This is a genomic window from Sphingobacterium multivorum, assembly GCF_039511225.1.
Taxonomy (GTDB): Bacteria; Bacteroidota; Bacteroidia; order Sphingobacteriales; family Sphingobacteriaceae; genus Sphingobacterium.
On sequence record NZ_CP154261.1, the window covers coordinates 4,190,539 to 4,216,186 of the forward strand.

The 25,648-nt window shown below is 39.4% G+C and carries 26 protein-coding genes; 7 read left to right on the top strand and 19 right to left on the bottom strand.

Annotation, left to right across the window (positions count from 1 at the left end; translation table 11 throughout):
* Window positions 1–97: 97 nt before the first annotated feature.
* The gene (locus tag AAH582_RS17445) at window positions 98–865 is read left to right on the top strand and encodes a DUF4382 domain-containing protein (RefSeq protein ID WP_046675300.1); all 768 of its coding nucleotides are present in this window, start codon (window positions 98–100) and stop codon (window positions 863–865) included.
* A gap of 164 nt (window positions 866–1,029) precedes the next feature.
* Here AAH582_RS17445 and AAH582_RS17450 read toward each other — a convergent pair whose 3' ends face one another.
* Entirely contained in the window at window positions 1,030–3,486 is a 2,457-nt protein-coding gene (locus AAH582_RS17450) for a PIG-L family deacetylase (RefSeq protein ID WP_343319121.1), read from the bottom strand.
* A gap of 136 nt (window positions 3,487–3,622) precedes the next feature.
* On the bottom strand, window positions 3,623–4,654 hold the full coding sequence (locus AAH582_RS17455; RefSeq protein WP_343319123.1) for a sulfite exporter TauE/SafE family protein: 1,032 nt from the start codon (window positions 4,652–4,654) through the stop codon (window positions 3,623–3,625).
* Between the two features lie 256 nt (window positions 4,655–4,910).
* On the opposite strand from AAH582_RS17455, the gene AAH582_RS17460 reads away from it, so the two are divergent.
* Complete coding sequence (locus AAH582_RS17460) at window positions 4,911–5,150, top strand: hypothetical protein (protein ID WP_046675297.1); 240 nt, start codon at window positions 4,911–4,913, stop codon at window positions 5,148–5,150.
* An 11-nt stretch (window positions 5,151–5,161) separates the two neighbouring features.
* Here AAH582_RS17460 and AAH582_RS17465 read toward each other — a convergent pair whose 3' ends face one another.
* The 8 genes from AAH582_RS17465 to AAH582_RS17500 form a co-directional block, all read right to left on the bottom strand.
* Window positions 5,162–5,875, bottom strand: coding sequence for a LytR/AlgR family response regulator transcription factor (locus AAH582_RS17465; RefSeq protein WP_343319126.1), 714 nt, complete (start codon window positions 5,873–5,875; stop codon window positions 5,162–5,164).
* On the bottom strand, window positions 5,872–6,984 hold the full coding sequence (locus AAH582_RS17470) for a sensor histidine kinase (RefSeq protein WP_197084108.1): 1,113 nt from the start codon (window positions 6,982–6,984) through the stop codon (window positions 5,872–5,874). The genes AAH582_RS17465 and AAH582_RS17470 overlap by 4 nt, the downstream gene beginning before the upstream one ends.
* Window positions 6,985–7,245: 261 nt before the next feature.
* A complete protein-coding gene (locus AAH582_RS17475) occupies window positions 7,246–7,932 on the bottom strand; it encodes a class I SAM-dependent methyltransferase (RefSeq protein ID WP_343319128.1) in 687 nt (228 codons plus the stop codon).
* A gap of 292 nt (window positions 7,933–8,224) precedes the next feature.
* Window positions 8,225–9,436 (bottom strand): GTP-binding protein, encoded by a 1,212-nt coding sequence (locus AAH582_RS17480; RefSeq protein WP_343319130.1) that lies wholly within the window; start codon window positions 9,434–9,436, stop codon window positions 8,225–8,227.
* 123 nt (window positions 9,437–9,559) lie between these two features.
* Window positions 9,560–10,138 (bottom strand): RbsD/FucU domain-containing protein, encoded by a 579-nt coding sequence (locus AAH582_RS17485; RefSeq protein ID WP_343319132.1) that lies wholly within the window; start codon window positions 10,136–10,138, stop codon window positions 9,560–9,562.
* Complete coding sequence (locus AAH582_RS17490; RefSeq protein ID WP_343319133.1) at window positions 10,135–12,849, bottom strand: GH116 family glycosyl hydrolase; 2,715 nt, start codon at window positions 12,847–12,849, stop codon at window positions 10,135–10,137. Before AAH582_RS17490 ends, AAH582_RS17485 begins: the two co-directional genes overlap by 4 nt.
* 215 nt (window positions 12,850–13,064) lie before the next feature.
* On the bottom strand, window positions 13,065–13,661 hold the full coding sequence (locus AAH582_RS17495; protein ID WP_197084107.1) for an outer membrane beta-barrel protein: 597 nt from the start codon (window positions 13,659–13,661) through the stop codon (window positions 13,065–13,067).
* Between the two features lie 279 nt (window positions 13,662–13,940).
* Window positions 13,941–14,390: a protein-disulfide reductase DsbD domain-containing protein gene (locus AAH582_RS17500; protein WP_046675290.1), complete on the bottom strand. Its 450-nt coding sequence runs from the start codon at window positions 14,388–14,390 to the stop codon at window positions 13,941–13,943.
* A 368-nt stretch (window positions 14,391–14,758) separates the two neighbouring features.
* Between AAH582_RS17500 and AAH582_RS17505 the strand changes: the two genes are divergently transcribed.
* Both AAH582_RS17505 and AAH582_RS17510 read left to right on the top strand, forming a co-directional pair.
* Entirely contained in the window at window positions 14,759–15,304 is a 546-nt protein-coding gene (locus tag AAH582_RS17505) for a ClbS/DfsB family four-helix bundle protein (protein ID WP_343319136.1), read from the top strand.
* Window positions 15,305–15,364: 60 nt separating this feature from the next.
* Window positions 15,365–15,517, top strand: coding sequence for a lmo0937 family membrane protein (locus AAH582_RS17510; protein WP_112376008.1), 153 nt, complete (start codon window positions 15,365–15,367; stop codon window positions 15,515–15,517).
* 93 nt (window positions 15,518–15,610) lie between these two features.
* On the opposite strand, the gene AAH582_RS17515 is transcribed toward AAH582_RS17510, so the two are convergent.
* Window positions 15,611–16,117: a pyridoxamine 5'-phosphate oxidase family protein gene (locus tag AAH582_RS17515; RefSeq protein ID WP_046675567.1), complete on the bottom strand. Its 507-nt coding sequence runs from the start codon at window positions 16,115–16,117 to the stop codon at window positions 15,611–15,613.
* A 182-nt stretch (window positions 16,118–16,299) separates the two neighbouring features.
* Between AAH582_RS17515 and AAH582_RS17520 the strand changes: the two genes are divergently transcribed.
* Both AAH582_RS17520 and AAH582_RS17525 read left to right on the top strand, forming a co-directional pair.
* Complete coding sequence (locus AAH582_RS17520; protein ID WP_343319142.1) at window positions 16,300–17,553, top strand: putative DNA modification/repair radical SAM protein; 1,254 nt, start codon at window positions 16,300–16,302, stop codon at window positions 17,551–17,553.
* Entirely contained in the window at window positions 17,553–18,311 is a 759-nt protein-coding gene (locus AAH582_RS17525; protein ID WP_343319144.1) for a TIGR03915 family putative DNA repair protein, read from the top strand. The genes AAH582_RS17520 and AAH582_RS17525 overlap by 1 nt, the downstream gene beginning before the upstream one ends.
* 32 nt (window positions 18,312–18,343) lie before the next feature.
* Here the strand turns inward: AAH582_RS17525 and AAH582_RS17530 are convergent, their stop codons facing one another.
* The 5 genes from AAH582_RS17530 to AAH582_RS17550 form a co-directional block, all read right to left on the bottom strand.
* A complete protein-coding gene (locus AAH582_RS17530; protein WP_197084106.1) occupies window positions 18,344–18,517 on the bottom strand; it encodes a hypothetical protein in 174 nt (57 codons plus the stop codon).
* A 547-nt stretch (window positions 18,518–19,064) separates the two neighbouring features.
* The gene (locus tag AAH582_RS17535) at window positions 19,065–19,931 is read right to left on the bottom strand and encodes a helix-turn-helix domain-containing protein (protein ID WP_343319147.1); all 867 of its coding nucleotides are present in this window, start codon (window positions 19,929–19,931) and stop codon (window positions 19,065–19,067) included.
* A 436-nt stretch (window positions 19,932–20,367) separates the two neighbouring features.
* Window positions 20,368–20,859, bottom strand: a complete 492-nt coding sequence (locus AAH582_RS17540; RefSeq protein WP_046675284.1) for a c-type cytochrome — start codon at window positions 20,857–20,859, stop codon at window positions 20,368–20,370.
* A 42-nt stretch (window positions 20,860–20,901) separates the two neighbouring features.
* Entirely contained in the window at window positions 20,902–21,756 is an 855-nt protein-coding gene (locus AAH582_RS17545; protein WP_343319149.1) for a FixH family protein, read from the bottom strand.
* Window positions 21,757–21,839: 83 nt separating this feature from the next.
* Complete coding sequence (locus tag AAH582_RS17550; protein ID WP_053003833.1) at window positions 21,840–22,217, bottom strand: hypothetical protein; 378 nt, start codon at window positions 22,215–22,217, stop codon at window positions 21,840–21,842.
* Window positions 22,218–22,336: 119 nt separating this feature from the next.
* Here AAH582_RS17550 and AAH582_RS17555 point away from each other — a divergent pair, with 119 nt between their 5' ends.
* Window positions 22,337–23,053 carry a hypothetical protein gene (locus tag AAH582_RS17555; protein WP_156167708.1) on the top strand — a complete coding sequence of 239 codons (717 nt, stop codon included), beginning with the start codon at window positions 22,337–22,339 and terminating at the stop codon, window positions 23,051–23,053.
* A gap of 501 nt (window positions 23,054–23,554) precedes the next feature.
* Here AAH582_RS17555 and AAH582_RS17560 read toward each other — a convergent pair.
* The 3 genes from AAH582_RS17560 to AAH582_RS17570 all read right to left on the bottom strand — a co-directional run bounded on the left by AAH582_RS17560 (window position 23,555) and on the right by AAH582_RS17570 (window position 25,527).
* Window positions 23,555–24,448, bottom strand: coding sequence for a sensor histidine kinase (locus tag AAH582_RS17560; RefSeq protein WP_046675282.1), 894 nt, complete (start codon window positions 24,446–24,448; stop codon window positions 23,555–23,557).
* A gap of 294 nt (window positions 24,449–24,742) precedes the next feature.
* Window positions 24,743–25,132, bottom strand: a complete 390-nt coding sequence (locus AAH582_RS17565; RefSeq protein WP_231585308.1) for a hypothetical protein — start codon at window positions 25,130–25,132, stop codon at window positions 24,743–24,745.
* A gap of 38 nt (window positions 25,133–25,170) precedes the next feature.
* Window positions 25,171–25,527: a PKD domain-containing protein gene (locus tag AAH582_RS17570; protein WP_343319153.1), complete on the bottom strand. Its 357-nt coding sequence runs from the start codon at window positions 25,525–25,527 to the stop codon at window positions 25,171–25,173.
* Window positions 25,528–25,648 lie beyond the last annotated feature (121 nt).

The window sequence follows — 25,648 nt, forward strand, 5'->3', positions numbered from 1 at the left end:
AATTCCATCTGGGGTTATTTTTTTCGGGCCTAGGGACTTTGTTTTATTTATAGAATGGCATAAGTTTTGCCTAGCTGTAACCATAATGTTACTAACTATGAAAAAGAACTTTATTCTCCTTGCTCTAGCGACCCTGGTGTTGTTAGGCAGCTGCAGCAAAAATGATGGTCCCTCCTCACAAAAAACACCTGTCACAGTAAAAATTACGGATGCTCCAGGTTACTATGACGCGATCAATCTTCACATCGATGCGATCGAGATCCGAACTACTTCGGGTAGCACAACGATAGATGTCGCCGCTGATCCATTTAATATTTTGAATTATACAATGGGAAAAGATACCGTCATCGCAGGGCAGGATGTTCCATCTGGTATGATCCAAGAAATTCGGCTCAAACTTAATGACTCAGGAAATGAAATCTGGGTCAATGGCGTTGTCCACCCACTAAAAACACCCAGTGGACAATCCTCCGGTGTTAAACTCAAAGTACAAGATGAGTTAATTCCGGATGTAGCCTACACGCTTCTCCTGGATTTTGATGCTTCAAAATCGATTGTAAAGACGGGCAATGATCAATATCTTCTTAAACCCGTTATTCGTGCTATTCCGGTAGCCACGTCGGGTGCGATCATTGGAACTGTTAATCCGGCTGCATCACTCGCCAATGTATTCGCTATCAATGGAGTAGATACCGTGGGTACTATGGCAAATTCAGCTGGAAAATTTTACTTTCCTGGGATGCCTGAAGGCACTTACAAGATTGTTATCGAACCTTCAGTAGCTGGTTACATGAACAAAAGCATTGAAGGCGTGCAAGTGGCCAAAGGAAGTGTTAAAGATTTAGGAATTATTTCTGTACAATAACGTACGATCGGATTAAAGTATCTGATAAGAAACCTATTGTAAAATTGGACATGCCCCAAATAGTTACCACTATTTGGGGCATTTTAATTGTAGTGGTCTTCTAATCCATCCACGAAAATGTGTTGATTCAATTTTTAGATCATCTCGCCTACAACACTGATTGATCAATAAGTATCTGAGACTGATGAAAGTGAAAGCATATTGGCAAAAAGACGATATGCTCCCGCTACTCCTGCAGGCAGTTGTCTAAATAGAGACAAACTATTGTAGATATAATAACCTTTTCCTGTTTTGCGAAGCAGTAACAAGCCATCTTCATGCTGATTATTTGCGTTTTGCCCGCGTAGTATTGGTTCAAAGTCTGCACTCCATTTTTGCGGTAAAAAAAGTGCCCGATCTTGTACCCAATTTTGAAAATCATGCTGTCCAATTACATTGGGGTAATTCAATATACGATGAGATGGGTCTAAAAATGAAATGCGGCTCTCCACATCTGTAATTCTTTCTTGAGAAACAGCTAAAGGATAAGTCCCAACCTCAGTCAAATGCAAATCATATGGCGTATTATACTGCCCTATCAATACACCGCCCTGCTCCACATAGTCACGGAAAAGCTGATGAAATTCCGCAATTAAGGAATGAGTATTGTAAATCCGTACTCCCAGGACCACTGCATCAAAATCGAAGAGATTTATTTCACCAATGGACTCAAATGGAATAATATCCAATTGTTCAACAAGTTGGCACAAGCTCCCTCCAAGTTCATCATTCATCCCCGAAATATAAGCAACTTTCCGGGCCGTAATATCCACTGGCAAGTTTAGCACCCGTAGTATTCCCTTAGGAAAGTAAGTTACTTTGTTAATATGCGGATAAACAATACTTCTCGATGTGAACGGATATTTACCTGAACTGGTCTCAATCTCAAATCCAATCTCTTGAATCTCTTCCTGTGATGCTGCTGAACTCAACTCAAAATAAAGTTTTTCCGCTGCATTACCTGCGATGTTGAGATCAATTTCTTTCGGAAATGCGCTCAATCCGTCCGGAAGCGTTAACCTCACTTTAATAGGTAAGGATTCGGCTATATTGGATTGCAGCTCCAAAGCAACTAAACGTTGGGTCGCTTTAGACAGCACAACGATATCCGAATCAAATGCTGCTGTTACCGGGGGAGCTACGACAACTGGACTACCTGCATGTCTTACAGGAAGCTTAATCGCGATCGGTAAGCCGGCAAATTCCAGTTCCAAATGAACCAACAATTCGGTCCCATATTGTGTCAATACAACATCAGCAGACGATTCTGGTGTGTAATTATGTGCGTCACCATTAGCATTAAGCCAAGTTGGAAAAGAAGGTAAAATTGTATGAAGAAGCTGACCATTCAAATGGATCATTTTCGATGGAGACAAGGGAAGATCTATTTGCCTTGCCCCCCTTATAAAAGGAACATTTACCGCTGTCAACTGCAAATTAGACTCAGCTGGAATATGCGCATGCAAGATCATATTAACCTCGGTTCCCGGCACCCATAGGTCGTTAGAAGCCTGTACTTCTAAGGAGACACCAGCAAAATCAAGCAGAAGACGTTCTACCTCAGCTCGTTTTTTATGAATAATATTATCTTCGGGAACGATCTTCATCCAAAATAAGATCGAAGCAAGCTCCAATGTAAGCTCTGCCGTATCAGACTCACATTTTGCGATAAGGTCATCCACCAACCGATTGAATACATTTGCATAAGAATCTTGCACTGAACAATGCGTAAAAATAGTATTCACAGCCTCTGAATTGATCGATGCACTTTTTAATACTTCAAAATACTCGATACTAGAGTGATGCTGCGCCAAACTTACCATGGCCTGAGAACGATGTCGATTACGACTTTCTGCTGCAATTTCACCATAATGTAAATCAAAAGAGCCATGTCTTACAGGAATATCCAAAGAAATATATGCTGGCAAAGGTGTTACTTCTCCGCCAATATCTTTAACACCACTCTCCTGATATACATTCCACAGCAATTGCCGCGCTTGCCAAGGCCTTAGCTCTGCTAATTGTTCTATATACGCTGTTGGATCAGCGGCTAGATCAAAAGCCTTTGCCATTAGAATTGCTGAGGCCTGATGGTGTCCATGCGCATCAGGAACATCCGGTGAAAATCGCGTTATGATTACAGTGGGACGAAAATAACGGATAGTCCATACCATATCTGCCAGCACACCGTTTTCATCCCATCTCGCTAAAGTTTCATCCACTGATTTTGCAAAGCCAAAATCCTTAGCACGCGTAAAGAATTGTTTTGTCCCTTCAATTTCACGTGCTGCAAGTGATTCCTGCACCCGAAGTACCCCTAAACCCAACCCCTTCTCTTTACCGATAAAATTCTGTCCCCCTTCACCTCTCGTGACAGAAAGGTAGGCTGTCTCGACCAATTGATCCTGCGCTAGAAAAGTCAATAATTTATTGTTCTCGTCGTCCGGATGGGCACCGGTATATAAAACACGATCCGAAATTTTAAGCATACATAGCTCGCGCATCATCATTTGTTCTCTCCGTGAAAAAGCTTGATTCAAATGCTGCGTTAGTGCCTGTTGTGCTAAAAATTCCAATGCCATATCCTTCCTGCTAAATATTTCTTCGGTTCAAATATAGGAATATTTTTCAATAATCTACTAAATATATAGATTATATATCAATACACTTTAAAACCAGTAGAAATAAACATTTTAAAATGAAAAGGCAAGAGACAATTTAATCCAATCGTGTTAACACCCCCCCTTTATGGCAGTAAAATTCATAACTAACTTCTTTTCTAAAACGTATCACCTTTTCGATATAGATACTACGATGGTTTTTGCAAAGGGAAAAATACTTTTGCTGAAGCTGGAATGGTAAACCAGTCCAGTGAATAGATCGTTCGAATTCCAAACCATGTGTTTGACTATATTCCAAGACAAAATTGGAGTCTCTCCAGCTCAATGCGAATTCAGTTTTATTCTTCGCGTGATCTAAGGCTATCTGCACGCCATTTTGATCGACAATCTGACGCGAACTACCTGCCAACAATATCACTCCCGAGACAACCATAGCGCCATAACCGATTTTCTTGAATGCCCGGTCGCTGATGTAGGGTAATATAAACTGAACATTAAATGAAGAGACTATCGTTGCAACAGCAATTGCCAAGCCCAGTCCCAGCGCTGCTTTAGAATACAGACCTAAAATAATATAAATAACAAGCTTTACAAGATGTAAAAACACTTCATTTGCAGCACGGGTGGCAATAATCTCCTCCTTGGAAAGCCCCATTCTTAAATAAAACCGATTGAACAACAAGCCAATTGCACCTGTAATTCCTGAAATAAAGCCCGAAAGAAAACCAATAATTGCCAGAAAAGATTTCGAATACTTGGGTTCGGAAGGCAGCTCTGCGTTTTTTGATTTAAACAATTGAGGAATATTTCCCATGAGAAAAAAAGCAACAAGTAGCTGCAAATAGGAAGGTTCTATAGATTTAATCAGATATCCACCCAATAGTACAGCCGGAATTGAAAATGGTACAAACCACAGAAAGATCCTCCATTTGATATGCCGCTTAAAAACAATTATTCTCGACACTGAGCTGGTAAACGAACCAATAGTTAACGAGAATGGAATTACCGAAGAAGGTAACATAAAATTCAATAAGGGAATAAGGATAAGGCTTGCTCCTCCCCCACATATAGCGCTGATCCAAAAAGCGGCTATCGCACCTAAAAACAGGATAACTAAATTTATCATCATATTTCAACAAAAAACATTTTATCGTAGCACCCTACAAAAATGCACCGGCATTCTGCAGAAATTTAGAATTGATATCCTTAGCCTCTCCATATGATCTACACCATTCATCTGCTCACTGCTCAACCTTGTTTTTGTATAAAAACTAAATGCTTTCGTATAATATAGGTTGCGTGAAGCAACGAAGAATATAGATTTGTACCGATATCCCCTATGATTGGGGCATCAGATAATTTTGAACATATATAAATTAGTCGTGATGAAAGTTAGGCAAGTATTGATTTTTAAAAGTTCTGTAAAGACCAAAGACAAGAAAAATTTTTTGATGGAGTTGGTCAAAACTCATCTTCCGCAAGTGCAAGATGCCACTGTCGATTTAGATGATGAGGATGCCATTTTCAGGTTCGAAACAGAAGAGTGTTCCATAGACTACCTGACGCATTTCCTAGCTGGTTATGGTATCCAAGTCGATTTTCTGGATTGTTTTGTAGTCGCCTAACAGCCGAAAGGTTACAGCAGTCCTCCCGTGTACTGCTTAAAGAAAGCTTCTCGATAGATTTCACCGATCGGAATTTCAAATTTGTCGATGTAAACAGTATGATTGTCAAATGAATCAATAAAGGACAAATTAATCAAATAGGATTTACTGCTACGGGCGAAGAGGTTATCCGGAAGTTTCTGGTGGATTGTTTTCAAATTCATCGCAGTAATCAGTTTATTGTTCCGCGTATAGATGACCACGTAATCTTTGAGCGCTTCTATAAAGCGAATATCAGTAAACGCAATTTTATAGTATTTCCTGTCGGATTTGATAAAAAGAGCTTCCTCACTAGCCTTCTCCACCGTACTTTGGATTTCTGCTAAGGCCAATAGCTTTTTATAAGCTAGTGCTTTATCGATCGCTTTGGCCAAACGTTCCTTATTGATGGGCTTCAAAAGATAGTCTATTGCGTCCAATTCGTAACTTTTCAGTGCATACTGCGCATAGGCTGTCGTTAGGATCACCAGCTTATCACTGGGAAGTGATTGTGCAAAATCAAGCCCATTAACCGTCGGCATCTCGATATCCAGAAAAAGCAGATCTACCGAATTCGTCTTGATACATTCCAATGCTGATATCGCGTTGGAAAATGTACCAACAATCTGAATCGAAGAAATTTCTTCGATTAAATTTTTCATTTCTTCCCTCGCAAGGGGTTCATCATCTACAATAATGCAATTCATAATGGAATAGTAAGTTTAACGCTATACAGGGTTTCAGTTGTTGACACCAACAGTTCGTAATCATTTCTATACAGGAGATCCAGCCGTCTTTTGGCATTAGCCAATCCCAGCCCGCTGTATTTGCTTCGGACAAATGAGCTGTCGGGATCTTTCGAATTTTCACATTCAAAACAAAGCTGCTGATTAGCCTCAGAAAAATGAATTGTAATAAAGGTATCACCAGCGCGTGGGCTGAGACTATGTTTAATTGCGTTTTCAACAAAGGCGGTAAAAAGATGTGGTGGTAGGAATATACCTTTCTTTTCCAATTCTGCTGGGCAGGATATACGCGTTGTGAGGTTATCGCGGCGTATTTCCTCCAATTTTAGAAAATTGGAGATAAAGTTGATTTCAGACCTCAAAAGCGTCCTATCATCATTATTTTCGTAGAGCTGATATCTCAGAAAGTCTGATAGTTTCATGATGACCTCGGTAGCCATATTTGGATCTTTTCGAATTAAAGCCTTAACGTTGTTCAGCATGTTGAATAAAAAATGTGGCTGAATCTGGTTCTTCAAGGAAATAAGCTCTGTGGTCAGCGCCAAATTTTTCAGTTCAGAAATGCGCTTATTGTCTTCCAACCAACGTTTAAAAAGCTTGAAAGTCGTCGTAGTTAGAATAATAGGGAGACAGATAAATAAAGCTGCAATCAACCCCATAGAATCCGATTCAGGCTTTTTTATAGCCGGAACATGAATGGAATAGATATAGTTGGCAATGTACATAACCACCAGTAAGCTAGCTGTCACCAGCAGTATTAATGCTAAGACATATAACTCATATTTGGCCTTAAAGAAAAACTTGGGTATAAGTACATACATATTAGCGTAAAACATGCAGACAAACACAAACCATAGGATAATAGAAAAATAAAACCGATAACTACCCTGAAAATGAGAACTCGAATTTGCATTTGCAAAGAGCAGGAGTAAACCGATCAGAAAAAACACGTGTCGCAGTGGCCTGAATTTATTTTCAGTAAAAAACCTTAAAACGATACTATTATTGAAGTCTTGCATGCAGGAGAATAATGTTAACCCGAATAACAAAAATAGTGCTTTTCTTGCCACATAACCGATCTCTTATACGAAGGCTTGTTTTTTTTATACCAAAACTAGTGAATGATCACCTTTAGTCAGAGGGAAATCAATTCAGGTCTGACCTTCGAGCATAATCTTGGCCGATCTTTTATTGCCCCCTTAAATCTGGACTAAAAACTATACCTCGTGCACACATGTTTGAAAAAAATAACACCCAGCGCGATTATGTATGGGAAGCAAGTCCCGATCCGTCGTTTTATATTAATGCGGGACTTTCCTTCAATCCCTTTACTAAGAAAAGGAAATAGTATTTTTTTTTCGGGTTATCCACCCCATATAAATCGATGATTGAAAGAATCGAATAGGAGGTTCAAATCCCGCTTCTTCACAGAGCTCGGCTAATCGCTCTTCCGAAACATGCAACAATTCATGTTCGATTCTTCGCAATCTTTGAGCGACCTGTGTTTCATCTATCCCCTTGGGCAGAAGGAGCCGCAACAATTGCAAGTTTTGTTGAATCTGCTCCTTATTGCCCGTAATGTCTAATAATAGCAACGGTGCTTGCGGTAACATTCTCTTCGAGATATTTTGGAGCAGAACCAATTTATCACCATTGTCTTCTAAAAAGTGTAATACTAACAAAAGCGTCGCAGCACCATATTGTTTCTTTTCGTCCAAATCACTTACCACACCTTCGACGAGATGAACATTCTCATCCGCTTCAAATTTTTCCCGGGCCTGACTAATCATCTCAGGTGACGGATCGACTCCTGTTATTTTCCAAGATTCTACCGTCTCGGCAAAGCGTTCGATCTCATTTCCTGTACCACAACCCACCACCAATAAATCCTTATTTTCAATTTCTTGAAGGAGCTTAGGCAACAGATCTAAAAAATAATGGTAATTGGGAATCCATGTCTCAACAAATTGATCATAGCCACTGGCACGTTCATTTTCAAACAGTTCTACTTTATTCATTTATATAACAATAATCGTTCAACAAAAAATTAGAAATCATTTAAAAGGCTTTAGTCCTTCTTCATTCCAAATATATGGGGAAAGCTTATTATTTAAAACTATTCTAAATAACATGAAGCTATTCTGACAATCTCGTTACTTATATTTCGTCGGTTAGTTGAGTGCCTGAGTTTATATGCTGGTCAGGTAAACCAATATCAAAAAGGCCAGAGAATCGATCTCTGGCCTTCGAAAAATACAATATCTAACCTACATTACCTATTTTTTTAACCATTGCAAATCACAAATAGTTTTAAATATTTTTGGGAAATTCGTCTTTCCACCAAGTATAACGCCAGTCATCGCCTTCTTCTTCTGTCAATAGGCATTCGTCCAGTTCTGCCAAATATTTTTCCTTATCCAGATCCTGACCTATAAATACCAATTCATTTTTTCGATCTTCCCACTCCGGATGCCAGCGTTTAAGAAGCTCAGCTCTAATTTCAGCATAATTAGGGTACTGATAGCGCTGCTCCTCGGGCATACTACTCCACCATGAACCTGCACTTTCCAACCTTACGCTACCACCTGCCTGACTAAAGCTAATCGCCAGATTCGGTCGGGAGGCCAACCACAGGAGACCTTTGGCTCGTATGATATTGTGCGGGTAGCGCTCGTTGAGATAACGGTGCAATCGTTGTGGATGGAAAGGACGCTGCGATCGAAAAACAAAAGACGAAATACCATACTCCTCTGTTTCAGGGCTATGTTCACTTTCAAGTTCACGGATCCATCCTGCCGAAGAAGAAGCTTCGTCGAAGTCAAACGAGCCAGTCCCCATGATTTCCTTTGGATCAACACGTCCAAATTGGGCACGGATAAGCTTAGCTCCTGGATTGAGTCGCTTAATAGCAGACTCCAGAGTGCCCAAAGTTTCCTCAGATACCAAATCGGCTTTATTCAGCAGGATAACGTTGGCGAATTCGATCTGATCAGTCAACAGATTTACAATGGCCCTGTTGTCACAATTGTCATCCGTCAGTTTCCTATCCAATAGGGTATCCGCGCTTCCAAAATCTTTAGCGAAGTTAAAACAGTCCACAACAGTTACCATGGTATCAATGTAACTGAACGTAGACAGATCAATCGCATTATCAGCACCAACATAACTGAATGTCTGCGCCACTGGGATAGGTTCCGAAATACCGGTACTCTCGATAAGGAGATAATCAAAGCGATTTTCTTTTGCTAGGCGCTCCACTTCCACCATCAAATCCTCCCTTAAGGTACAACAAATACATCCGTTACTCATCTCCACGAGCTTTTCTTCTGTTCGCGAAAGTACATTTTCGCGCTCAACGGCCTGCGCATCAATATTCACTTCACTCATATCATTGACAATAACGGCAACTTTCTTGCCCTCTTTATTGTGTAAAATATGATTCAATAGAGTTGTTTTTCCTGCACCTAAAAATCCACTTAAAACGGTGACAGGCAATTTAGCTTTTTTGGAAATGCTGCTCATACTAATTTCGTTTAAACAAATGTAACAACAAAACATCGTAAATGCAACATTGTTGCTTAATAAAAGTGTACGCAAAACCAACAAGCTTCATAACTCTCTTAAAAACTCATGAATAATGAAGACTCATTTAACATGATCAGCTATTCTTTGCCGTAACATGCGTTCACGATCATCATCCCAATATTTGCAGTCTAGTTCGATAAACAGGGAACTGTAAGGTATTGTTGATTCTGTCTTCAGTATAACAACGCCGAAAAGCTGCGCGGCTTTATCCATTTTCGCAAACACCGCTTCGTGCATCAATGGGATTAATTTTGTCTTCGGAAGTAACTTCTTTAGACTTTCCTGATGTGCTTTCAAGCCCGGAGCGATGCTTTCATCCAAATAACCAAGCTCATTGTCTTCATAAAAAATAGGCCTTACATGCGTTTGCGTATCGAGTAGCCCCACAACCGTATTCAATACTTCAGGCATATTTCTTTCCGTATTGATTATCAGCATACTTTTGTTTGCAGGAATAGGATAAGCCTTATCCACAATCAATATCCAGTTACGGTGTCCCAGCAAAGGTAATTGTTGCGTAAATAGATCTTGCCAATCTGGTTTTGATGGTGGGTCACCCAAATGACGTGGCGATGAGTTGCATCCCGCCATTACGGCAAACATCATGGTAAAAAGCAAATTATTTATCCATTTTTTCATAACCATTGTATTGTTAGTATATCTCCGATTTTTAGTGTAACTTGGTCCCTAAAATTGAGGATCAAACGTCCGTCCAAACGCCTCAATCCAACCAACCTGATCGACGTATCATTTTGGTTTACAATAACATTAGTCTTATCAATCGATAATCCATCTGCATCACCGATATGAAATTCCTTGAGTGTCAACTGACCATACTTCAAGGTTAATGTACATGTACAGTCGCTATTCGTTTTTCGCTTTTGGGAATAGGTTCCCCATCCTCTTGCTGTTGTGAAAGGTGCTTTAAAATCGGATCTTCCGAACTTAGGTGCAAAACCGATCTGTCCTTTGGGGCCGTGATAACTGAAACCACAGGCGCTGATAAAGGTTCCATAACTCGCCATTGCCCGTGCGTAATGATCGCTGCATTCAATTTCGTTAAAAGGATTTCTCTTGGCCGCATGATGACGATCGTGGATCGCCCTTGTCAATGCCAAACTTTCATCAACCATGCCTTCTGCCATCATATGTGCAGCGACCTGATGTTCAAACCCGCTCATGCACTCATGAAAATAACCTAGTTGCCATGTTGTATTATCACCGTAAGCCTTGTCTTCATTCTTAGGGTTGGTATTCATAACCATCCCACCCTCCCCTGCTAAGGCATATGGTCTTCCACCAAGATGTGTTTTTATATAAGGCCCTACATCCATGGTGAAGTTATATTTCCAGAGTGCTTTCAAGGCAGATATGACTTTCTCCCGACTACTTATCCGTGGCATATCCACCTGGGCGCACCAAGCCTGTCCATAGACCTGATCAATATGACAAGTATTATAGGATCCCAACATCTTCCGCCCTTGCAACATATCGGGACGATGAATATAATACTCCCCGTTGAAGAGCTTGCTATCCATATTTTCAGATCCTTTGCGCACGTATTCCAAACACAATTTTTGAAACTTTTTATCGCCGACTTCCTGTGCCATCAATGCGGCGGCTTGTACTGCAGCGAGACACAATCCGACAATCCAGGCGATTTCACCTTCCCAGACCGCATCCAGTGTATTTTCCATTGGTGTATCAGTCATCCCATCACCGTTTTTATCCTGATTAAGGACAAATTGAACCGCCTTCTTAAGCTTAGGCCAGTTTCTTTTCAGGAATTCGCTATCACTACTCATCTGATGATCGCGATAAAACCGTAGAATCACACCAGCCTGCCCATCGATAGCTGGTCTTTTTTCATATTCAGCACGAAAGATAATGGCACCGGTATCAGCTTGAAAACCTACGCCCAGATCTGTTACTTCACGTAAATTACGTTCAAGATCCGGAAATATCCTGCCCATAGATTGTCCATATTGCCAAACGTGGGTACAAGTACCAGCACATGCTCCTACTCCCTCCCAGCCCCAGAATCTTCCTGAAGCAAAACGCATGGTGTTTGCTGTGGCCAATGTTCCTATTGTGACAAAAGTGCGATCCATAAACCAGTATGGCAGTGTCGTATCATTCCAAGTTTGCTGCCAGGCCATGGTTTCACGCTCAAGCTTTTCGCGATTGACCAAATAATAATTTATTACCCCCCCGGCATCGCTAAACTTGGCACCGTACCAATACCCCGATTGCGCATCCTTTAAATGATGTTTCAGTTTAGGATGGGGGTTATTAAAATACCAAGCTATAGCATAAGAAATTTGGCTCGTTGCTTTTGCCCTTATTGTCCGTAACACCGTAAAAGCCCCTACTTGCATAGCAGAAAAATCCACCGTTGAATTATTCCTATCAGCCTCAATCGCCTGAGGTTTTACAGGCCAATCTTGTAGCCTTGTCGTCGGCTGTGCTTCCTTATCCGTACAGGTAAAAGCCATTGTTCCGTGGTCGCCTGCTTGCATGGCTTGATCGGGAACCTGATCACAGCTAAAAAGCAATACTTGAGTACCAGCATATTCGGCGAGATAAGAGCGTTTCTTTACCACATCAAAATCATTCCGTCCTTTATGAACACCATTTTCCATCCACCCCGTCACAAATACATCGATTGGCGCATCGACCTTATTCTGTAGCTCGATATGTAAGGTAGTAAGGGGCAATGAGGAGTTGTCCTGATCCAAAGGAATAAATGGCGAATAGGCAACCAACACCACATCCAATGGAAAATCTACGCTGCTATAGGTAATTCGACAGGTGGGATATGTCGCTTCAAATACAATCTCATCCCAATGGCTTTCTCGGAGTTCTTTGGTTACCTGCTTTCCATTAACCGCAGTTGAAATCGCAAATCCTTGCTCCATACTTCGAAGATTGTCTGCAATAGCAGGTTCAATATAAGCTGATCCATCCCTCGGGCGCACAGTAACGAGTTCCCTTCCATTGTTCCACAGCACATTTTTGGGTTCTATCCCCTCACATTCACCGTCATAAGCTGTATTAAATATCTGCCAAAGCCATAGTCGACCATCACCTCCTATATAGACGGTACCCGCATGTAAGCCCCCTACGGGCATCCCAATGTACCGAAGCTCATTTTTACTTTTTCGATAGCTAATCTTCTCTCCCTTTTCATAGAGTGCCTCAAGCCACTGTCTACTGAAACCTTTTTCCTCTGGAATGTTGTGTATAGGTTTATCCCAGGCAAATAGGGTATTTGACCATATTGGAAATTTGGTAGCCAGGAAGCCTAGTCCAAATAAACTGGCTTTCTTTAAAAAACTTTTTCTATCCATTCGTTTATAATTTATTGCCGTCCAAATCTAACGGAAGGAAATACTGGTTTGTCCTTGCAAGATATTGAAATATCCTTTATATACGGCAATAAACATCCAAACAACAAATGGTGAATTAATAAAAAATTAAAGCCGCCTGATGTAGCAAAATCAGAGCGGCTCAACTTACAGCACAGGAAAGTCTGTAAAGGTTGTCTACCAGTGGACCTATTCGCTTAAAACAAACGCATTTTAAATCCCAGTTGGTACTGGTCAATATGTGCATCCCAGTTGTCTACAATTTTATTATTCTTTTTGAACTGTCGATATCTAAAATACAGCGCACCAAGATCTATGCCCAATGCGTATCCTATCCGTGTACGACTGTTGAACGCGGGTGTTCCGTCGTTGAGTTTATACGTATCGTCGTTGAGCAACATATTCAAGTCTAGGCCGCCTAAGATTGAAAATTTTCTCGTAAAATTAACCTTAAGGTATGCCGGCGTGTTGAGATATTTCAGCGAGCGGGTTCCCTTGGACAAACCTCCGGAAAGAGAAGCGGTATTGTCGTTGACACGTATTCGAGTTAAGTTGTAACTAGGTTCAAATTGAATATCCATCTTGCTATTAAGTCCAAAAATCAAATCTGCTCCCAATTGATATCCCATTCTATTGGCGCCAAATGCATTTCCATTTGCACGTGAAATATTACCTCCCACCCGAAGTCCAAACCCCATTTGTCCGTAACAAAGCGTATTGAAGCCAAACAATACCATGATCAAAAAACAAACTAGCGGACAATACTTCAATTTTAATCGATTTATTTTTATCATTATTACAATACACCACATCGTTACTTCACACAAACAATTGTTTTCCGATAATTTGTCTTTTCAAGTAAGTATGTGTAATCCATTTAAACAAAGCTAAAATTCCGTAAAAAATAGATTTAACATATTATACCAAAGGGCTGATTTTTTATACCAAAAGGCTCCTTTAAACAAAAAAGGCCAGGTAATCAAACCTAACCTTTTATCCTTAATTTTCCTTTTTCTATCAATTATCCTAGGCGCTAAATTACTTTAGATGGTTAATTGCTGCTATTTATTACCCTATTTGATCGTTACAGCAAAAGCATATTCATCTGGAGGAAGACATTGTGAAGCGTCACATGCTTGCCATTCCACAGTACCTTTTACTGTTGCTGTTCCTTTAGTGAGCGAAACTTTTTGCTGAAAGATCACTTCATTGGTGAAGTATCCCACGTCCATTTTGAAAACCTCTTCGTGTTTGATCTTCGGTTTTGGTTCAGCCGTCTTACCGAGCAAAGCATAGTCAGCTGCTTTACCAAAATTGAAAGATGTTGGAATTGGGCCACCATCTTTTACATTTTGGGAGTAAATATGCCAACCATTTTGAATAGTAGCCTTCACATAGACCATAGCTTCTTTGTTGTTCAATTTTTTGCTGGCCACAGTCCACTTAACAGGTTTATGAATCTGAGCGAAAGTCCCCGTAACAGCGAACATAACCACAGTTACTAACAATAAAATCTTTTTCATCTTTGTATCAATTTTTCAGTTTATTATTTCATCGGCAGCATACCTCTTGCAGTATTTCCCCTAAAAAATATGCTGCCTAAATGCTTACAACAATATTCGTTATAAACAGAACAAAACACAACACGATTATAAAAAAACAATAAATTTTATCAAAAAATATACATATAACCAAATTTTTTACAATCTTAGGTTATCCGTTTTTTCAATTCCAATAATATATTCAAAAAAAGCTATCAGACTAAAACAAAGGGTTTTGTCAAAAATAGCATATTGAATAGCTTTCCCATTCGTTCTGCCGTATAACACCATCCAGAGCTAATCAATTTTACTTAATTATCTGTATCTTATGCTTTATTCACATTTATACCATGGCTATACCAACCACAAAAGACGAACTTCTTCAAGCGATTCGTACAAATTACAGCAAGCTTGTGTCCGAACTTTCCGATATTCCTATCGATCAGACTAATCTTCTTACACTTCCGGGGCATACTAGAGGAACGTCAATGAGTATAAATAACCTAATTTCCTATTTAATTGGCTGGGGGGAGCTGGTGCTCAAATGGAATAAGAAAAGTGAAGATCACAAACAGGTTGATTTTCCGGAGACCGCTTTTAAATGGAACGAGCTCGGCAAACTGGCTCAAAAATTTTATCAGGATTATGCCGACATTAATTTTACGACATTGTGTACTAAACTAGATCAAACTGTTTTAGCAATTGAGGAACTCATAGTGCAAAAAAGCAACATGCAGCTTTATGGTGTACCATGGTATGAAAAATGGACTTTAGGCAGAATGATTCAGTTGAACACCGCTTCACCATATCAAAATGCGGTCGGAAGAATCCGTAAGTGGAAAAAAGAGCAAAAAATGAACAGTATCCTTAGTCGACCAATCAGCGAAAAAACTTAAAAAACAGTAAACCATCTTTGGCTAAATATTGTTATTCAATAAACATATATATTCATTGCTATGGGAAATCTATTATATACTATCGCTGTTATTTTGGTACTGATATGGGCAATCAGTTTCTTTGGGGGCTTTGTTGGCGGCGGGCTAATCCATATTCTTTTGGTGATAGCTATCATTGCAGTACTTTTACGTGTGATAAAGGGAAATGCGTAACAAATTTCTTCAACAAAAAAGGTCCTCACTTTCGAAAAGAGGACCTCTTTATTGCTGTTAATTATTGTGTTGAAATTAAAGACACCGTTTATTTTAAATATGTAGATCTCCTTCTTTACCTATATCTTGTGTACTACCGGTTACAGCCGCTTTCAACATCTTAAACAAGTTGACGACCATATTGGAGTTTGAATCCCAATAATGTGCTTCGTCAGGTGTGATCTGCAGCAACTGAATATTGGGGTCCTCTTTTCCTTTCTTAAACCATCCTTCCATCATTTTGTTCCAATAGCGGTCTATCCTTTCCTGATCTCGAGAAAGACTCGCTGAACCATTTATACTCAAAAAGGTGTAGGTTTTGGGATCCGCATAAAACAGGGAAACTCTGGGATCCTGTGAAATATTTTTAAAGGTCTCACTTTCCGCCGAACAGATGTACCAAATATCGCCATTTGCATCCACTTCCTGTCTGCTCATCGGAACACCATGGGGATAGTCAGAATTCGATGGGAACGAACAGACCGTTCCTACATCAATTTGATCAACGATCTCTTTTAGCTTTTCTAAAGCTTCTTTATTATTCAAATTATTCTCTGCCATAATATGTAGTTTATTCATAAACAATATCCCATCACAAATCGTTTATTTTTTAAGCAAATTCAGGCAATCTTCGAACACTAAGGGTGAAAAATGCGACTATAAAAAAGGCAAATCAGGTAATTTTACGCGCTAAGATTACTAATAATATTAGTATTTTTACAACAACTATTAAAGAATAAATCATGTTTGGTTTTGATGATAAATTGCGAATCTTAGCTGACGCCGCTAAATACGACGTAAGTTGCAGCTCAAGCGGAAGTAAACGAAAAAATAGTGGTGGTATAGGTGATTCATCGGCTAGTGGCATTTGTCACACCTACACCGAAGATGGCCGCTGTGTTTCTCTGCTAAAAATTTTAATGACCAATTATTGCATCTACGACTGTTCCTTTTGTGTTAGCCGACGAAGCAACGACGTCCAAAGGGCAGCATTTTCAGTGAAGGAAGTCGTCGAATTAACCATGAACTTCTACCGTCGTAATTACATTGAAGGTCTTTTTTTAAGTTCGGGTATCTTCAAATCCGCAGACTACACGATGGAACGCTTAATGTTAGTTGTTAAAAAACTTCGAACGGAAGAACGTTTTCATGGTTATATCCATCTCAAAGCCATTCCCGGTGCGAGTGAATCGTTATTAAAAGAAGCTGGTCTATATGTTGACCGGATGAGCGTGAACCTCGAAATTCCCACTGAAGAGGGACTTAAACTAGTTGCTCCCGAAAAAGATCATCAGTCCGTTCGCGAGCCTCTGGCGATTATTAAAAATGAAATTCTCAACCTTCGTCAGGATCGAAAAAAAGACAAGAAAGCCCCCTTATTTGTACCGGCAGGCCAAAGTACGCAGCTCGTTATTGGAGCCACACCAGAAAGCGACCTACAAATTATGCAGGCGGCCAATACATTCTATAAAGATTACAATCTCAAGCGGGTGTATTATTCGGGTTATATTCCCATTAATGCTACCGATTCCAATCTTCCCCAAATCGGAACATCACCACCGCTTGCGCGTGAAAACAGACTTTATCAAACAGATTGGCTTCTTCGGTTTTATGGTTTTTCGCTTCATGAAATACTCAACAGTACGCATCAACAACTCGATCTGGAAATAGACCCAAAACTTGCTTGGGCGCTACGCAACCCGCAATTCTTTCCCATCGACATCAACAGCGCTACTTATGAGTGGATTATACGAATACCGGGTATTGGCAGGCAATCCGCCAAAAAAATTATACAGTCGCGCAAATATGGAAAACTAAAGGAATATCAGCTTCGAAAAATAGGAATTGCCTATAATCGCGCCAAATATTTTATGGTTTGTCAGGATACACTCATCGCTGGGGGCTTCCACTATCCTGAAAACATCAGAAAGTCTATTCTTGAAAGTAATCCTCGTACACAAGCCACGGCTTCCAATACACAGCTAACACTTTTCTGATGGACTATATTTTTGACGGAAGTTATTCCGGTTACCTCTGTTGTATATTTGAAGCTTTTGAACGGAAAGAATTTGATAGCATTCCCACAACAGAAAAATCTATGGCAATTAATATTTTTTCGCAAAAGCGACAAGTACATACTGATGTAAAAAAAGCCATGCGCATTTTAGTGGGAATGGAAAAGATACTTGGAGCACAAGAAACAAAAATCTTTTATCATAATTTTTTGTCCGATAATCAATCTGAATGGTTCAATGGATTTCAACTGATTGTTGAACTTTTTCAAAGGGGAAAATTGGATATACGCAATTATGGATACCCACCTATACTCCGTATCCATCAGATGGTCAAAAAGATCAACCGCGAACGACACCGCATGAAGGCTTTTATCCGATTTGTCCGGTCTAACGATAATCTCTACACAGCCATCGTTGAACCCGATTTCAATGTGATTCCCCTGGTTGTAGACTTCTTTAAAAACCGATTCGCGGACCAGTGCTGGTTAATTTATGATATACGGCGAAACTATGGCTTCCATTATGATGGCAAAAATATCTTAGAGGTATCCAATAACAATACATACGAGGTTCAAGATCCATATCAGCTAGAAGTGGATCTCGATCCTCAAGAAAAAGATTATCAACATCTCTGGAAGACTTATTTTAAAAGTACCTCTATTGAATCACGCAAAAACCTGAAGCTTCACTTAAGACATGTTCCAAAACGCTATTGGAAATATCTGGTTGAAAAAAGATAAGTCCCTAAGTTGCGAAAATCCTGTTCCTATAATCATTTTGATCCACCAAACAACTTGCTCACCAACCAAATGACAATAGCGACTACGACAACAACCAATAGGATGCCCGACCATACACCTGCTTTAAATATACCTTCAATTGCTGCACAGCTCGACACGAGTACCAATAAACTCGACATGAGTGCAAATGGAATTAACTTTTTCATAAATACCTGTTTTAATTATTAATCGGAAGTATGACAATGCTGGCGTGGAAAATGTTTTACAGCAAAGACGTTCATGTATTTTTTACATCTTACTGCTGATGCATCCGCTATTTTTACTGCATTAAATACCTGAGCAGTCCGTATTTTTTTGTCACAAAATGAAACCTCTACGTTATTTACACACTAAAAATACGGTTAGCGAGCCAAGGGAAATTTTTGGGTACAGCATTTGATTATGCTTATCCAAATCGCAAAATAAAATTTAAACAACAATTGACTAAAGATATGGATACGATACACCAAAAAGCAAAAAAAATGGGATTGGAAAAAGGTTATTATCTATTACTAATGGCTATATTGGATTTACCTGTTGAAGGTCAGAAAAAATCGGACAAGAAAAAATAGAAGTGGATCAATAAAAGTAAGAGGAAAGATCAAGCCTTTGAATTCAAATAAGCTGTTGCCAAAATCTGGCTAAAGACAGCTATAATATTGAAAAGTAAAGCCTTTTTCAAATATATGAAAAAGGCCTTTAGTGGTATTTAAACTAGCAATTTTTCCTAAACTCTTCGGGACTTATTCCTTTATTTACTTTAAAAAATGTACTGAAATATGGGACATTTTCGAAACCGAGCTCAAAGGCAATTTCTTTTACCGTTTTAAAAGTATGGTAAAGTAAGCGCTCTGCCTCCAACAAAATGCGTCCACGGATGATCATACCGCAGCTCGTGGATCTCTTTTTCCTACAAATTCGATTAAGATAGTTGATCGATATATTCAATTGCTCCGCGTAAAATGAAGGATAACGCTGCTGCGCATAATGACTATCAACCAAAGATTCAAAACTCCGGACCTTATAGTCGACTTCATCCCATGTCATCCCCCCTTGATCCACCATCATATGCCTGCCTAGAATTTGGAACAGCGTAGTTAAGTAGCGTCTCAAGACACTGTTAGCACTCAATTTAAAGGAATTGTATGCGGTCTCCATCAAGCGCACTATTTGTAGGAAACCAATCGTATCTTCTTTTGATAATGTAATCTCGTGCATATACCTACTCTTCAAAAAATGAGTGTAGTTCATTACTTCCATACTATACTTTTCCCTAAAAAAAGATTCATTAAATAATATACTGTACCCCTCTATAGATGAACATGGTTGAAAACTGCAAACGCAATTTGAATTGATACTGATGATATCATGACTCCTCACAATATGTAAACGTTGATCTGCTACCATGGACAATTCGCCGCTGTTAACGAACAAAAGGCTGTAAAACGAACGTATATGCAACGTATTCTGATTAGCCTTAGCTTGCAAAAAATCTGCTATAGGCATAATAACGATTCCCTGCGAAGTGGGATCAATATCTTCTAAATTTAGAAAATCTAATTTCTCTTTTCGTATGACCATTTCTTTATGATTATTCTGTAAAAAAATATGTGTAGAATAATCAAACAATCGGCGGTCTTAAAATTTTAGGCATTATACCCCTGCACGTATCGGAGTCAAAAGCCTTTGGATACACAATATTTATAGCAGCACACACGGGAGAGCACAGCAAGATTTCTCTAATTTGCTGTACAAAGACCAATATTTCCATCCCTTTCATCTTAGCAAGTGTATCGTTCACATCCTTTTGTTCAACCGTTTTTTCACTGACGTAACAAAAACCTTTACAAGTCGCTGCGGGTTCAAAACGATTGACACAGAGATTTTGTTCGATATACGCACGATTGCATTCAAATTCAAGAAATGTCCACAGGAGATTGGTTGCCTGCAAACATATCGCCCAGGCCATTATCATACAAAACCACCATCTACTGCATAGAGATTTCATTGATCCTATCTATTTTGTGGTGCTATTACGTTCGCGCAAATATTCTAAAATGGCACGTGCCTCTTCTTGCTTCAAGCCCAAACTAATCATTGGCGAAGCATATTCCTTACTAAGTGCTTTCGCGTCGGCATCTTTCTCCAGCATGGTTGCCGGATCTAGCATCATGTTCATAATCCACTCAGGCGTACGACGTTTGATGACAGCGTCCAACGATGGACCTACCAATGTACGATCAAAACTATGGCACATTGCACATTTCGACACAAATAGTTCTACGCCCCTATTTGCAAGCTGCGCATCAAACGATTTGTGTTCGAAAGATGTAATGATCCCTATACCTTTGGGCCCCTCGGTTTTATAATCGAGCATGGTCCCAGACTCAGCTGCGGAAGGTTGCTGAGCACTATTTTCCTTCTTGACTTTTGTCGCCTCATTTCCGCTACACGCCAGTATAGCTACAAAACCGAAACAGCCTAGGATTACGTTGATTCTCTTTTTCATTTTTATTGTTTAAGTATATTGGTAAAATAAATTCTGTTTGTATTAAGTGACCTGCACTAGATATTTTATATCATCCTGATTTGATTTTTTGCCCGCTTTCCATAGTTCGACAATGACTTCCCAACGACCAGGCATAGAAAAATTGACAGTGCCTTCATAGTAACCATTACCTGTACTTTCAGCAGCAAAATTTTCCGAAGGCCCCTGCCCCATAGAAAGCCTATTGGTTTTTAGTTTAATCACATAATGATCTAATACCGGGAAATGATGACCATCCATTTTATTCAATAGAAATCGAATCCGATGCTTTCCCTGCTTTACGCTATCAGGCAATAGGCAGGAAATAAATACGCGGCTATCGTCTCTGGTTCCAGAGCTCATTGTTCGCATGGTTGCTGCTGCAGTAACCGGAATCTTGATGGCAAGTGTATCTTTTATGCGATTATGACTACGTATCGTATGTAATTGCCACCCCTTTCCCATCTGCGGGATATCCGCCATAATAAAAACCATTGGGCCTCTATACCAGCCTTCGCCGAGCGCGACGGGATGCTCAAAGGGGCCTCTATGCTTCATACGTCCCATACTCATTTCTGGATAGAAATCAAGGGATTTGTCATTGATCGGAATTCCCGAGGTATCTCTTAAACGCAGATAAATGGTATGATATTTATTGTTGAGTTTGGCATCCGCATATACGGTATAATTGGTAACAGCCCAAACAGTATCCGCTATACGGACCAGATCGGATTCCTTAGGCAGTATAAAATCTGTAGCATTCTTACCGTTCTTTTTTGAATGATCGGCGGTACAGGATGATGTTGAAAAAGCAACTGAAAATGCGAGTAGCAGTAAGATTACGCCCCCGACAGTCCCGACACGGGAATATAAATTCATATGTATTGATTTAAATCTTTTGAAAATAGACAGTACCTGCCATCAGTCAATATGCCGACAGCCCGTACGAAAAGCAAAATGATTTAAGCCAAGGGTGGGTGAAAAATAGTAAAGATTGGTCTATAAGCATAGTTTGCCTGATATTCCGGAAGTAGGGTTTCTGCCGCTGCTTCTTCAAAAAAAGTGATATCAAGGTTAAAACATTGCTGATTATTGATAAATACAAGATCGATTATACGAGATTCCAGGTTCTTTTGTTCCTTCTCCTCATGTTCACGCATTTTTTTCATCAAAATACATTGTCCTCTACAGGAAAGTGCCTTTTCATTGAATCGATTGATACATTCATTCTTAGCGATATAATCTCTGTTAAATTCAAAAACAGTCCATAGCCATACCGACGAGAAGCTCTGCAGGAGCATCAGCGGCAGTAGAATCCATATCAATTGTTTCGCTTTCATGTATCGCTAGTGCAGCAAATATACTAATTATTGACATACCAACAACGAACTGCCTCTTTTCAAAACGCTCAAATTTTTTCTAAAACATCAAGAAGTTTTAGTACATTTAACTAAAAATCATGCGCTTTGAGCAAATGAAGTTTAACCCTCTCTTAGTCATTAAATTATTACTTGGGCTGTTTATCTGTATCGGAATAGCTTTGACTATATTGATGATGGTTAATGGCAGCAAAGTTGTGGGAGCTTATGTCGTTTCTGTACTTTTCATACTATTCCCCGGTATTATCCTATACGGTATGACCCTTGGATTTCGAGTATCCGAGAAAACCATAACACAACAGATTGCCCAACAGGAAAGTGTAAGATCCGATCATAAAGGCATATCCTATCAAATCCCCTTGCTAAAAATAACCCAATTTATCTCCTGGGAAATTATCGAGACCATTATCTACAGCAACTACCACAGCGACGACCAGGCGCAGTTCAGCTTTTATCTGACACAACCGGCATTTCAAATCGCGTCAGAAAAGCCAGGATGGTTAGCGAAAGTTCTCCTACCCTTGATTAAAACAAGTAAAAAGGTCGTTATTTACGAAAATTGCATCAATTTTCGCGAAATCCCGAAAATGCTAGAAAAACATTTTTCCTCCATCAACCCTGTTGACATAAACGAAGTCCATGGAAAAGGTACACTACTGAGCTCAAAGACCACCTTAAGGAAAAATACGATTCAGATTGAAGAATACTGGAAACCAAACCCAAGTTTTGAATTTGAAAAAGTAATTTATGATCGATACAATCGAACGATTGATGAACTTAAAACAGTCAAGCAATAGCTAAAATTCGCTTTCCAACCAATTTACCGATTGCCTATCCGCGCAATCAACTACTACTACTTATAGCTATCCTATGCCTTGATAGAGTTAATTTTCATGGTGCTAGTATCGATGGCTTTTTCATTCAGACAAAGAGAGATGTCGATATGGATGCCCAAAATCGTATTCCTGACCTCCCTTTCGAAACCGAAGGGCTGTTTATGCTGGAAGCTGCTAAGAATTAAAATGCGAATTTATCCTAATAAGGCACTCCAAAAAGGCATACAGAAATCAAGTTCAATATACAGAACAAACAAAAGGCATCCATTAAATTGAGCGCCTTAATGATTTAATGCAATAATTTTTAGGCATTAGATGTGGTATAACCGATCCAAGCATGTTCATGAATCAAGTTGACGGCTTTACCTCAACGTTGAACTTATACACATTATTGAACTTATTAACATGAAGTACAACGTATTAAGACAATTCAAAGAGTTCCCTTAAAGCAGGCCTATGTTATCAAGAGACAGCCTGATAAACTTTCCGTGGAAACGAGATACGGACAGTAACCCCAATACCATGCTGATTTTCGTACTGCATAGTTCCATCAATCCGTTTGATCAAATCCTTACAGAGTGAGATACCCAATCCCGCACCATTTTTGTTTTCAGATCTTCTACGATCCCAACTATTGACAAAATTTAAATTATGCAGGACTTCCGATGAAAGTTCCTCCCCATCATTGCTGACAATAAGTTCCCATCGATCGCTCTGTTCATCGATCAATTGCAGCGTAATATTACCGCCGACTCTTCCATATTTAATGGCATTGCTGATCACATTTCTAAGTACAAAAGCAAAGATTCCCTTATGGGTATCCACCCAAAAATCCTGGCTCACTGAATTTATGATCTGTATATTGAATCGCTGGATTTCTAGGGTATAGATGCCTAATACCGCGTTAATTTGATCGCAAATATTACAATTCTCGGTATTTTCAAGCTTATCCCGAAGTTGTGATTCAGTCCATAGCAATACCTCTTCCAACATCGTACGTGATCTGGCCACTTGTCCTTTTAAATTTAAAAAGATGAGTTTAAGATCTTCCTTATCGACTAGGGAAATATCTTCAATCCCCAATAAAATTTCGACCGATGCAAATGGTGCTCTGAGATCATGCGAGGCAATCGACAGTACTTTAGTCTTGAAACTCTCGGCAATTTTTAACTCCTCATTATAATGGTGAATACGAATTGCCTGTTCACTGAGGATACTATTGGCAGTCGTCAATTTGAGTTGCTCGACCTTTAGCAAACGGTTCTTTCGGATTAAAAAGTAGATAAGTACGCCTATCAGCGTTTTACTGATGATTATTCCAACAATAAGTAAAGTAATAATAGTTTGGCTTTGCACAATTTTCAGGTAATAAATTTATAATAATAATGACTAATGGAATATCAAAGCTAAACAATCGCGTGCTAATTAAAAAATTTACCTTAAAACAAGTCTCACTTGTTTTGGCCAATCGTTGATTTCCCCCCCAAAAAAGACCGGGTCGACATTTCCCCAGCCTTTACAAAAACTATTCCCTAATATGCATATACTTTGTATACCATCTACCAGTCTTTGCCTGCACATGTCACGCCGTTTTATTTCCCAGAAGTGGCCAATCCAAATATACCAATTTTGTGGCAACGTGTTCCCGATTTATTTACAATTGGGTATGGCTGTCATCACATCGAGCGACATATCCATCGCTTTCTTGGCCCACTTTTTCAAACTCTCAAAATCTGCTGCTTTTAAAGCCTTATTACCAAAGGTCACGGCATTAAGTGAGTAATTTTTGGCATTAGCACAGTTGCAATCCGGAATTAAACTATACGCGGAAGCTTCCTTTGCTTTGCCCACAGCGTCCTTAAGCGAAACCCTGGCATCGTCCAGTGATCCAGCCTGATAAGCTTTTTTAAAGCTTATAAACGCCATTTCAGCATAGGTGGATGCCATACTGCAACCTGTATTTACTTTTTTGTACTCTTGGGCGATTATCGAACAAGACATACTCAGTAAGAGTATCGTAAAAAAATATTTCTTTTTCATAACAAGGTATAATTATAGGGTGAGCCTAGCTTAAAACTCTATTTTATTGTTACTGTTTCTTTAATATCAAAAGAGCAATGTCCGTTGTTCAATCTTACCTTGGCAATGGCTGTATACGTCCCCGATTTTGTGTAGGTATGACTCGCATCCCGTCCTGTAAAATCTTGCACCGTTCCATCACCAAAATCCCAACGAACAGCATTGTCAATTGTCTGCTTGCCTGCATAAGTGATGTTGAAATCAATCTTTGATACATTTGACTCTGAAGTTTTATGAACCACATCAACCAGAATGGATTGACCGAAACAATCCACGACACTATCTTCGACCTTATCACTACATGCGGAAACTGCTATAAACCCCGAAAACAGCACCATCTTTTTAATAACTTTCATAGAATAATCTAAAAAAACAGTTTTCTGATAAAATAACAAAATATGCGCCACAACACTTCCTTTTTTCTATTTTTTTCGCTCGATAGTAAAAAATACGCCCCAATTCACAAAAATTTAATTA

Coding starts and splice junctions, on each gene's coding strand:
- AAH582_RS17495 (WP_197084107.1), bottom strand. CDS start 13,661: ATGATAAAAATAAATCGATTAAAATTGAAGTATTGTCCGCTAGTTTGT.
- AAH582_RS17530 (WP_197084106.1), bottom strand. CDS start 18,517: ATGAAAAAGTTAATTCCATTTGCACTCATGTCGAGTTTATTGGTACTC.
- AAH582_RS17490 (WP_343319133.1), bottom strand. CDS start 12,849: ATGGATAGAAAAAGTTTTTTAAAGAAAGCCAGTTTATTTGGACTAGGC.
- AAH582_RS17545 (WP_343319149.1), bottom strand. CDS start 21,756: ATGAATTTATATTCCCGTGTCGGGACTGTCGGGGGCGTAATCTTACTG.
- AAH582_RS17500 (WP_046675290.1), bottom strand. CDS start 14,390: ATGAAAAAGATTTTATTGTTAGTAACTGTGGTTATGTTCGCTGTTACG.
- AAH582_RS17550 (WP_053003833.1), bottom strand. CDS start 22,217: ATGAAAGCGAAACAATTGATATGGATTCTACTGCCGCTGATGCTCCTG.
- AAH582_RS17465 (WP_343319126.1), bottom strand. CDS start 5,875: ATGAATTGCATTATTGTAGATGATGAACCCCTTGCGAGGGAAGAAATG.
- AAH582_RS17520 (WP_343319142.1), top strand. CDS start 16,300: ATGTTTGGTTTTGATGATAAATTGCGAATCTTAGCTGACGCCGCTAAA.
- AAH582_RS17570 (WP_343319153.1), bottom strand. CDS start 25,527: ATGAAAGTTATTAAAAAGATGGTGCTGTTTTCGGGGTTTATAGCAGTT.
- AAH582_RS17450 (WP_343319121.1), bottom strand. CDS start 3,486: ATGGCATTGGAATTTTTAGCACAACAGGCACTAACGCAGCATTTGAAT.
- AAH582_RS17475 (WP_343319128.1), bottom strand. CDS start 7,932: ATGAATAAAGTAGAACTGTTTGAAAATGAACGTGCCAGTGGCTATGAT.
- AAH582_RS17460 (WP_046675297.1), top strand. CDS start 4,911: ATGAAAGTTAGGCAAGTATTGATTTTTAAAAGTTCTGTAAAGACCAAA.
- AAH582_RS17540 (WP_046675284.1), bottom strand. CDS start 20,859: ATGAAAAAGAGAATCAACGTAATCCTAGGCTGTTTCGGTTTTGTAGCT.
- AAH582_RS17485 (WP_343319132.1), bottom strand. CDS start 10,138: ATGAAAAAATGGATAAATAATTTGCTTTTTACCATGATGTTTGCCGTA.
- AAH582_RS17535 (WP_343319147.1), bottom strand. CDS start 19,931: ATGGTCATACGAAAAGAGAAATTAGATTTTCTAAATTTAGAAGATATT.
- AAH582_RS17515 (WP_046675567.1), bottom strand. CDS start 16,117: ATGGCAGAGAATAATTTGAATAATAAAGAAGCTTTAGAAAAGCTAAAA.
- AAH582_RS17505 (WP_343319136.1), top strand. CDS start 14,759: ATGGCTATACCAACCACAAAAGACGAACTTCTTCAAGCGATTCGTACA.
- AAH582_RS17555 (WP_156167708.1), top strand. CDS start 22,337: ATGCGCTTTGAGCAAATGAAGTTTAACCCTCTCTTAGTCATTAAATTA.
- AAH582_RS17445 (WP_046675300.1), top strand. CDS start 98: ATGAAAAAGAACTTTATTCTCCTTGCTCTAGCGACCCTGGTGTTGTTA.
- AAH582_RS17525 (WP_343319144.1), top strand. CDS start 17,553: ATGGACTATATTTTTGACGGAAGTTATTCCGGTTACCTCTGTTGTATA.
- AAH582_RS17455 (WP_343319123.1), bottom strand. CDS start 4,654: ATGATGATAAATTTAGTTATCCTGTTTTTAGGTGCGATAGCCGCTTTT.
- AAH582_RS17510 (WP_112376008.1), top strand. CDS start 15,365: ATGGGAAATCTATTATATACTATCGCTGTTATTTTGGTACTGATATGG.
- AAH582_RS17565 (WP_231585308.1), bottom strand. CDS start 25,132: ATGAAAAAGAAATATTTTTTTACGATACTCTTACTGAGTATGTCTTGT.
- AAH582_RS17480 (WP_343319130.1), bottom strand. CDS start 9,436: ATGAGCAGCATTTCCAAAAAAGCTAAATTGCCTGTCACCGTTTTAAGT.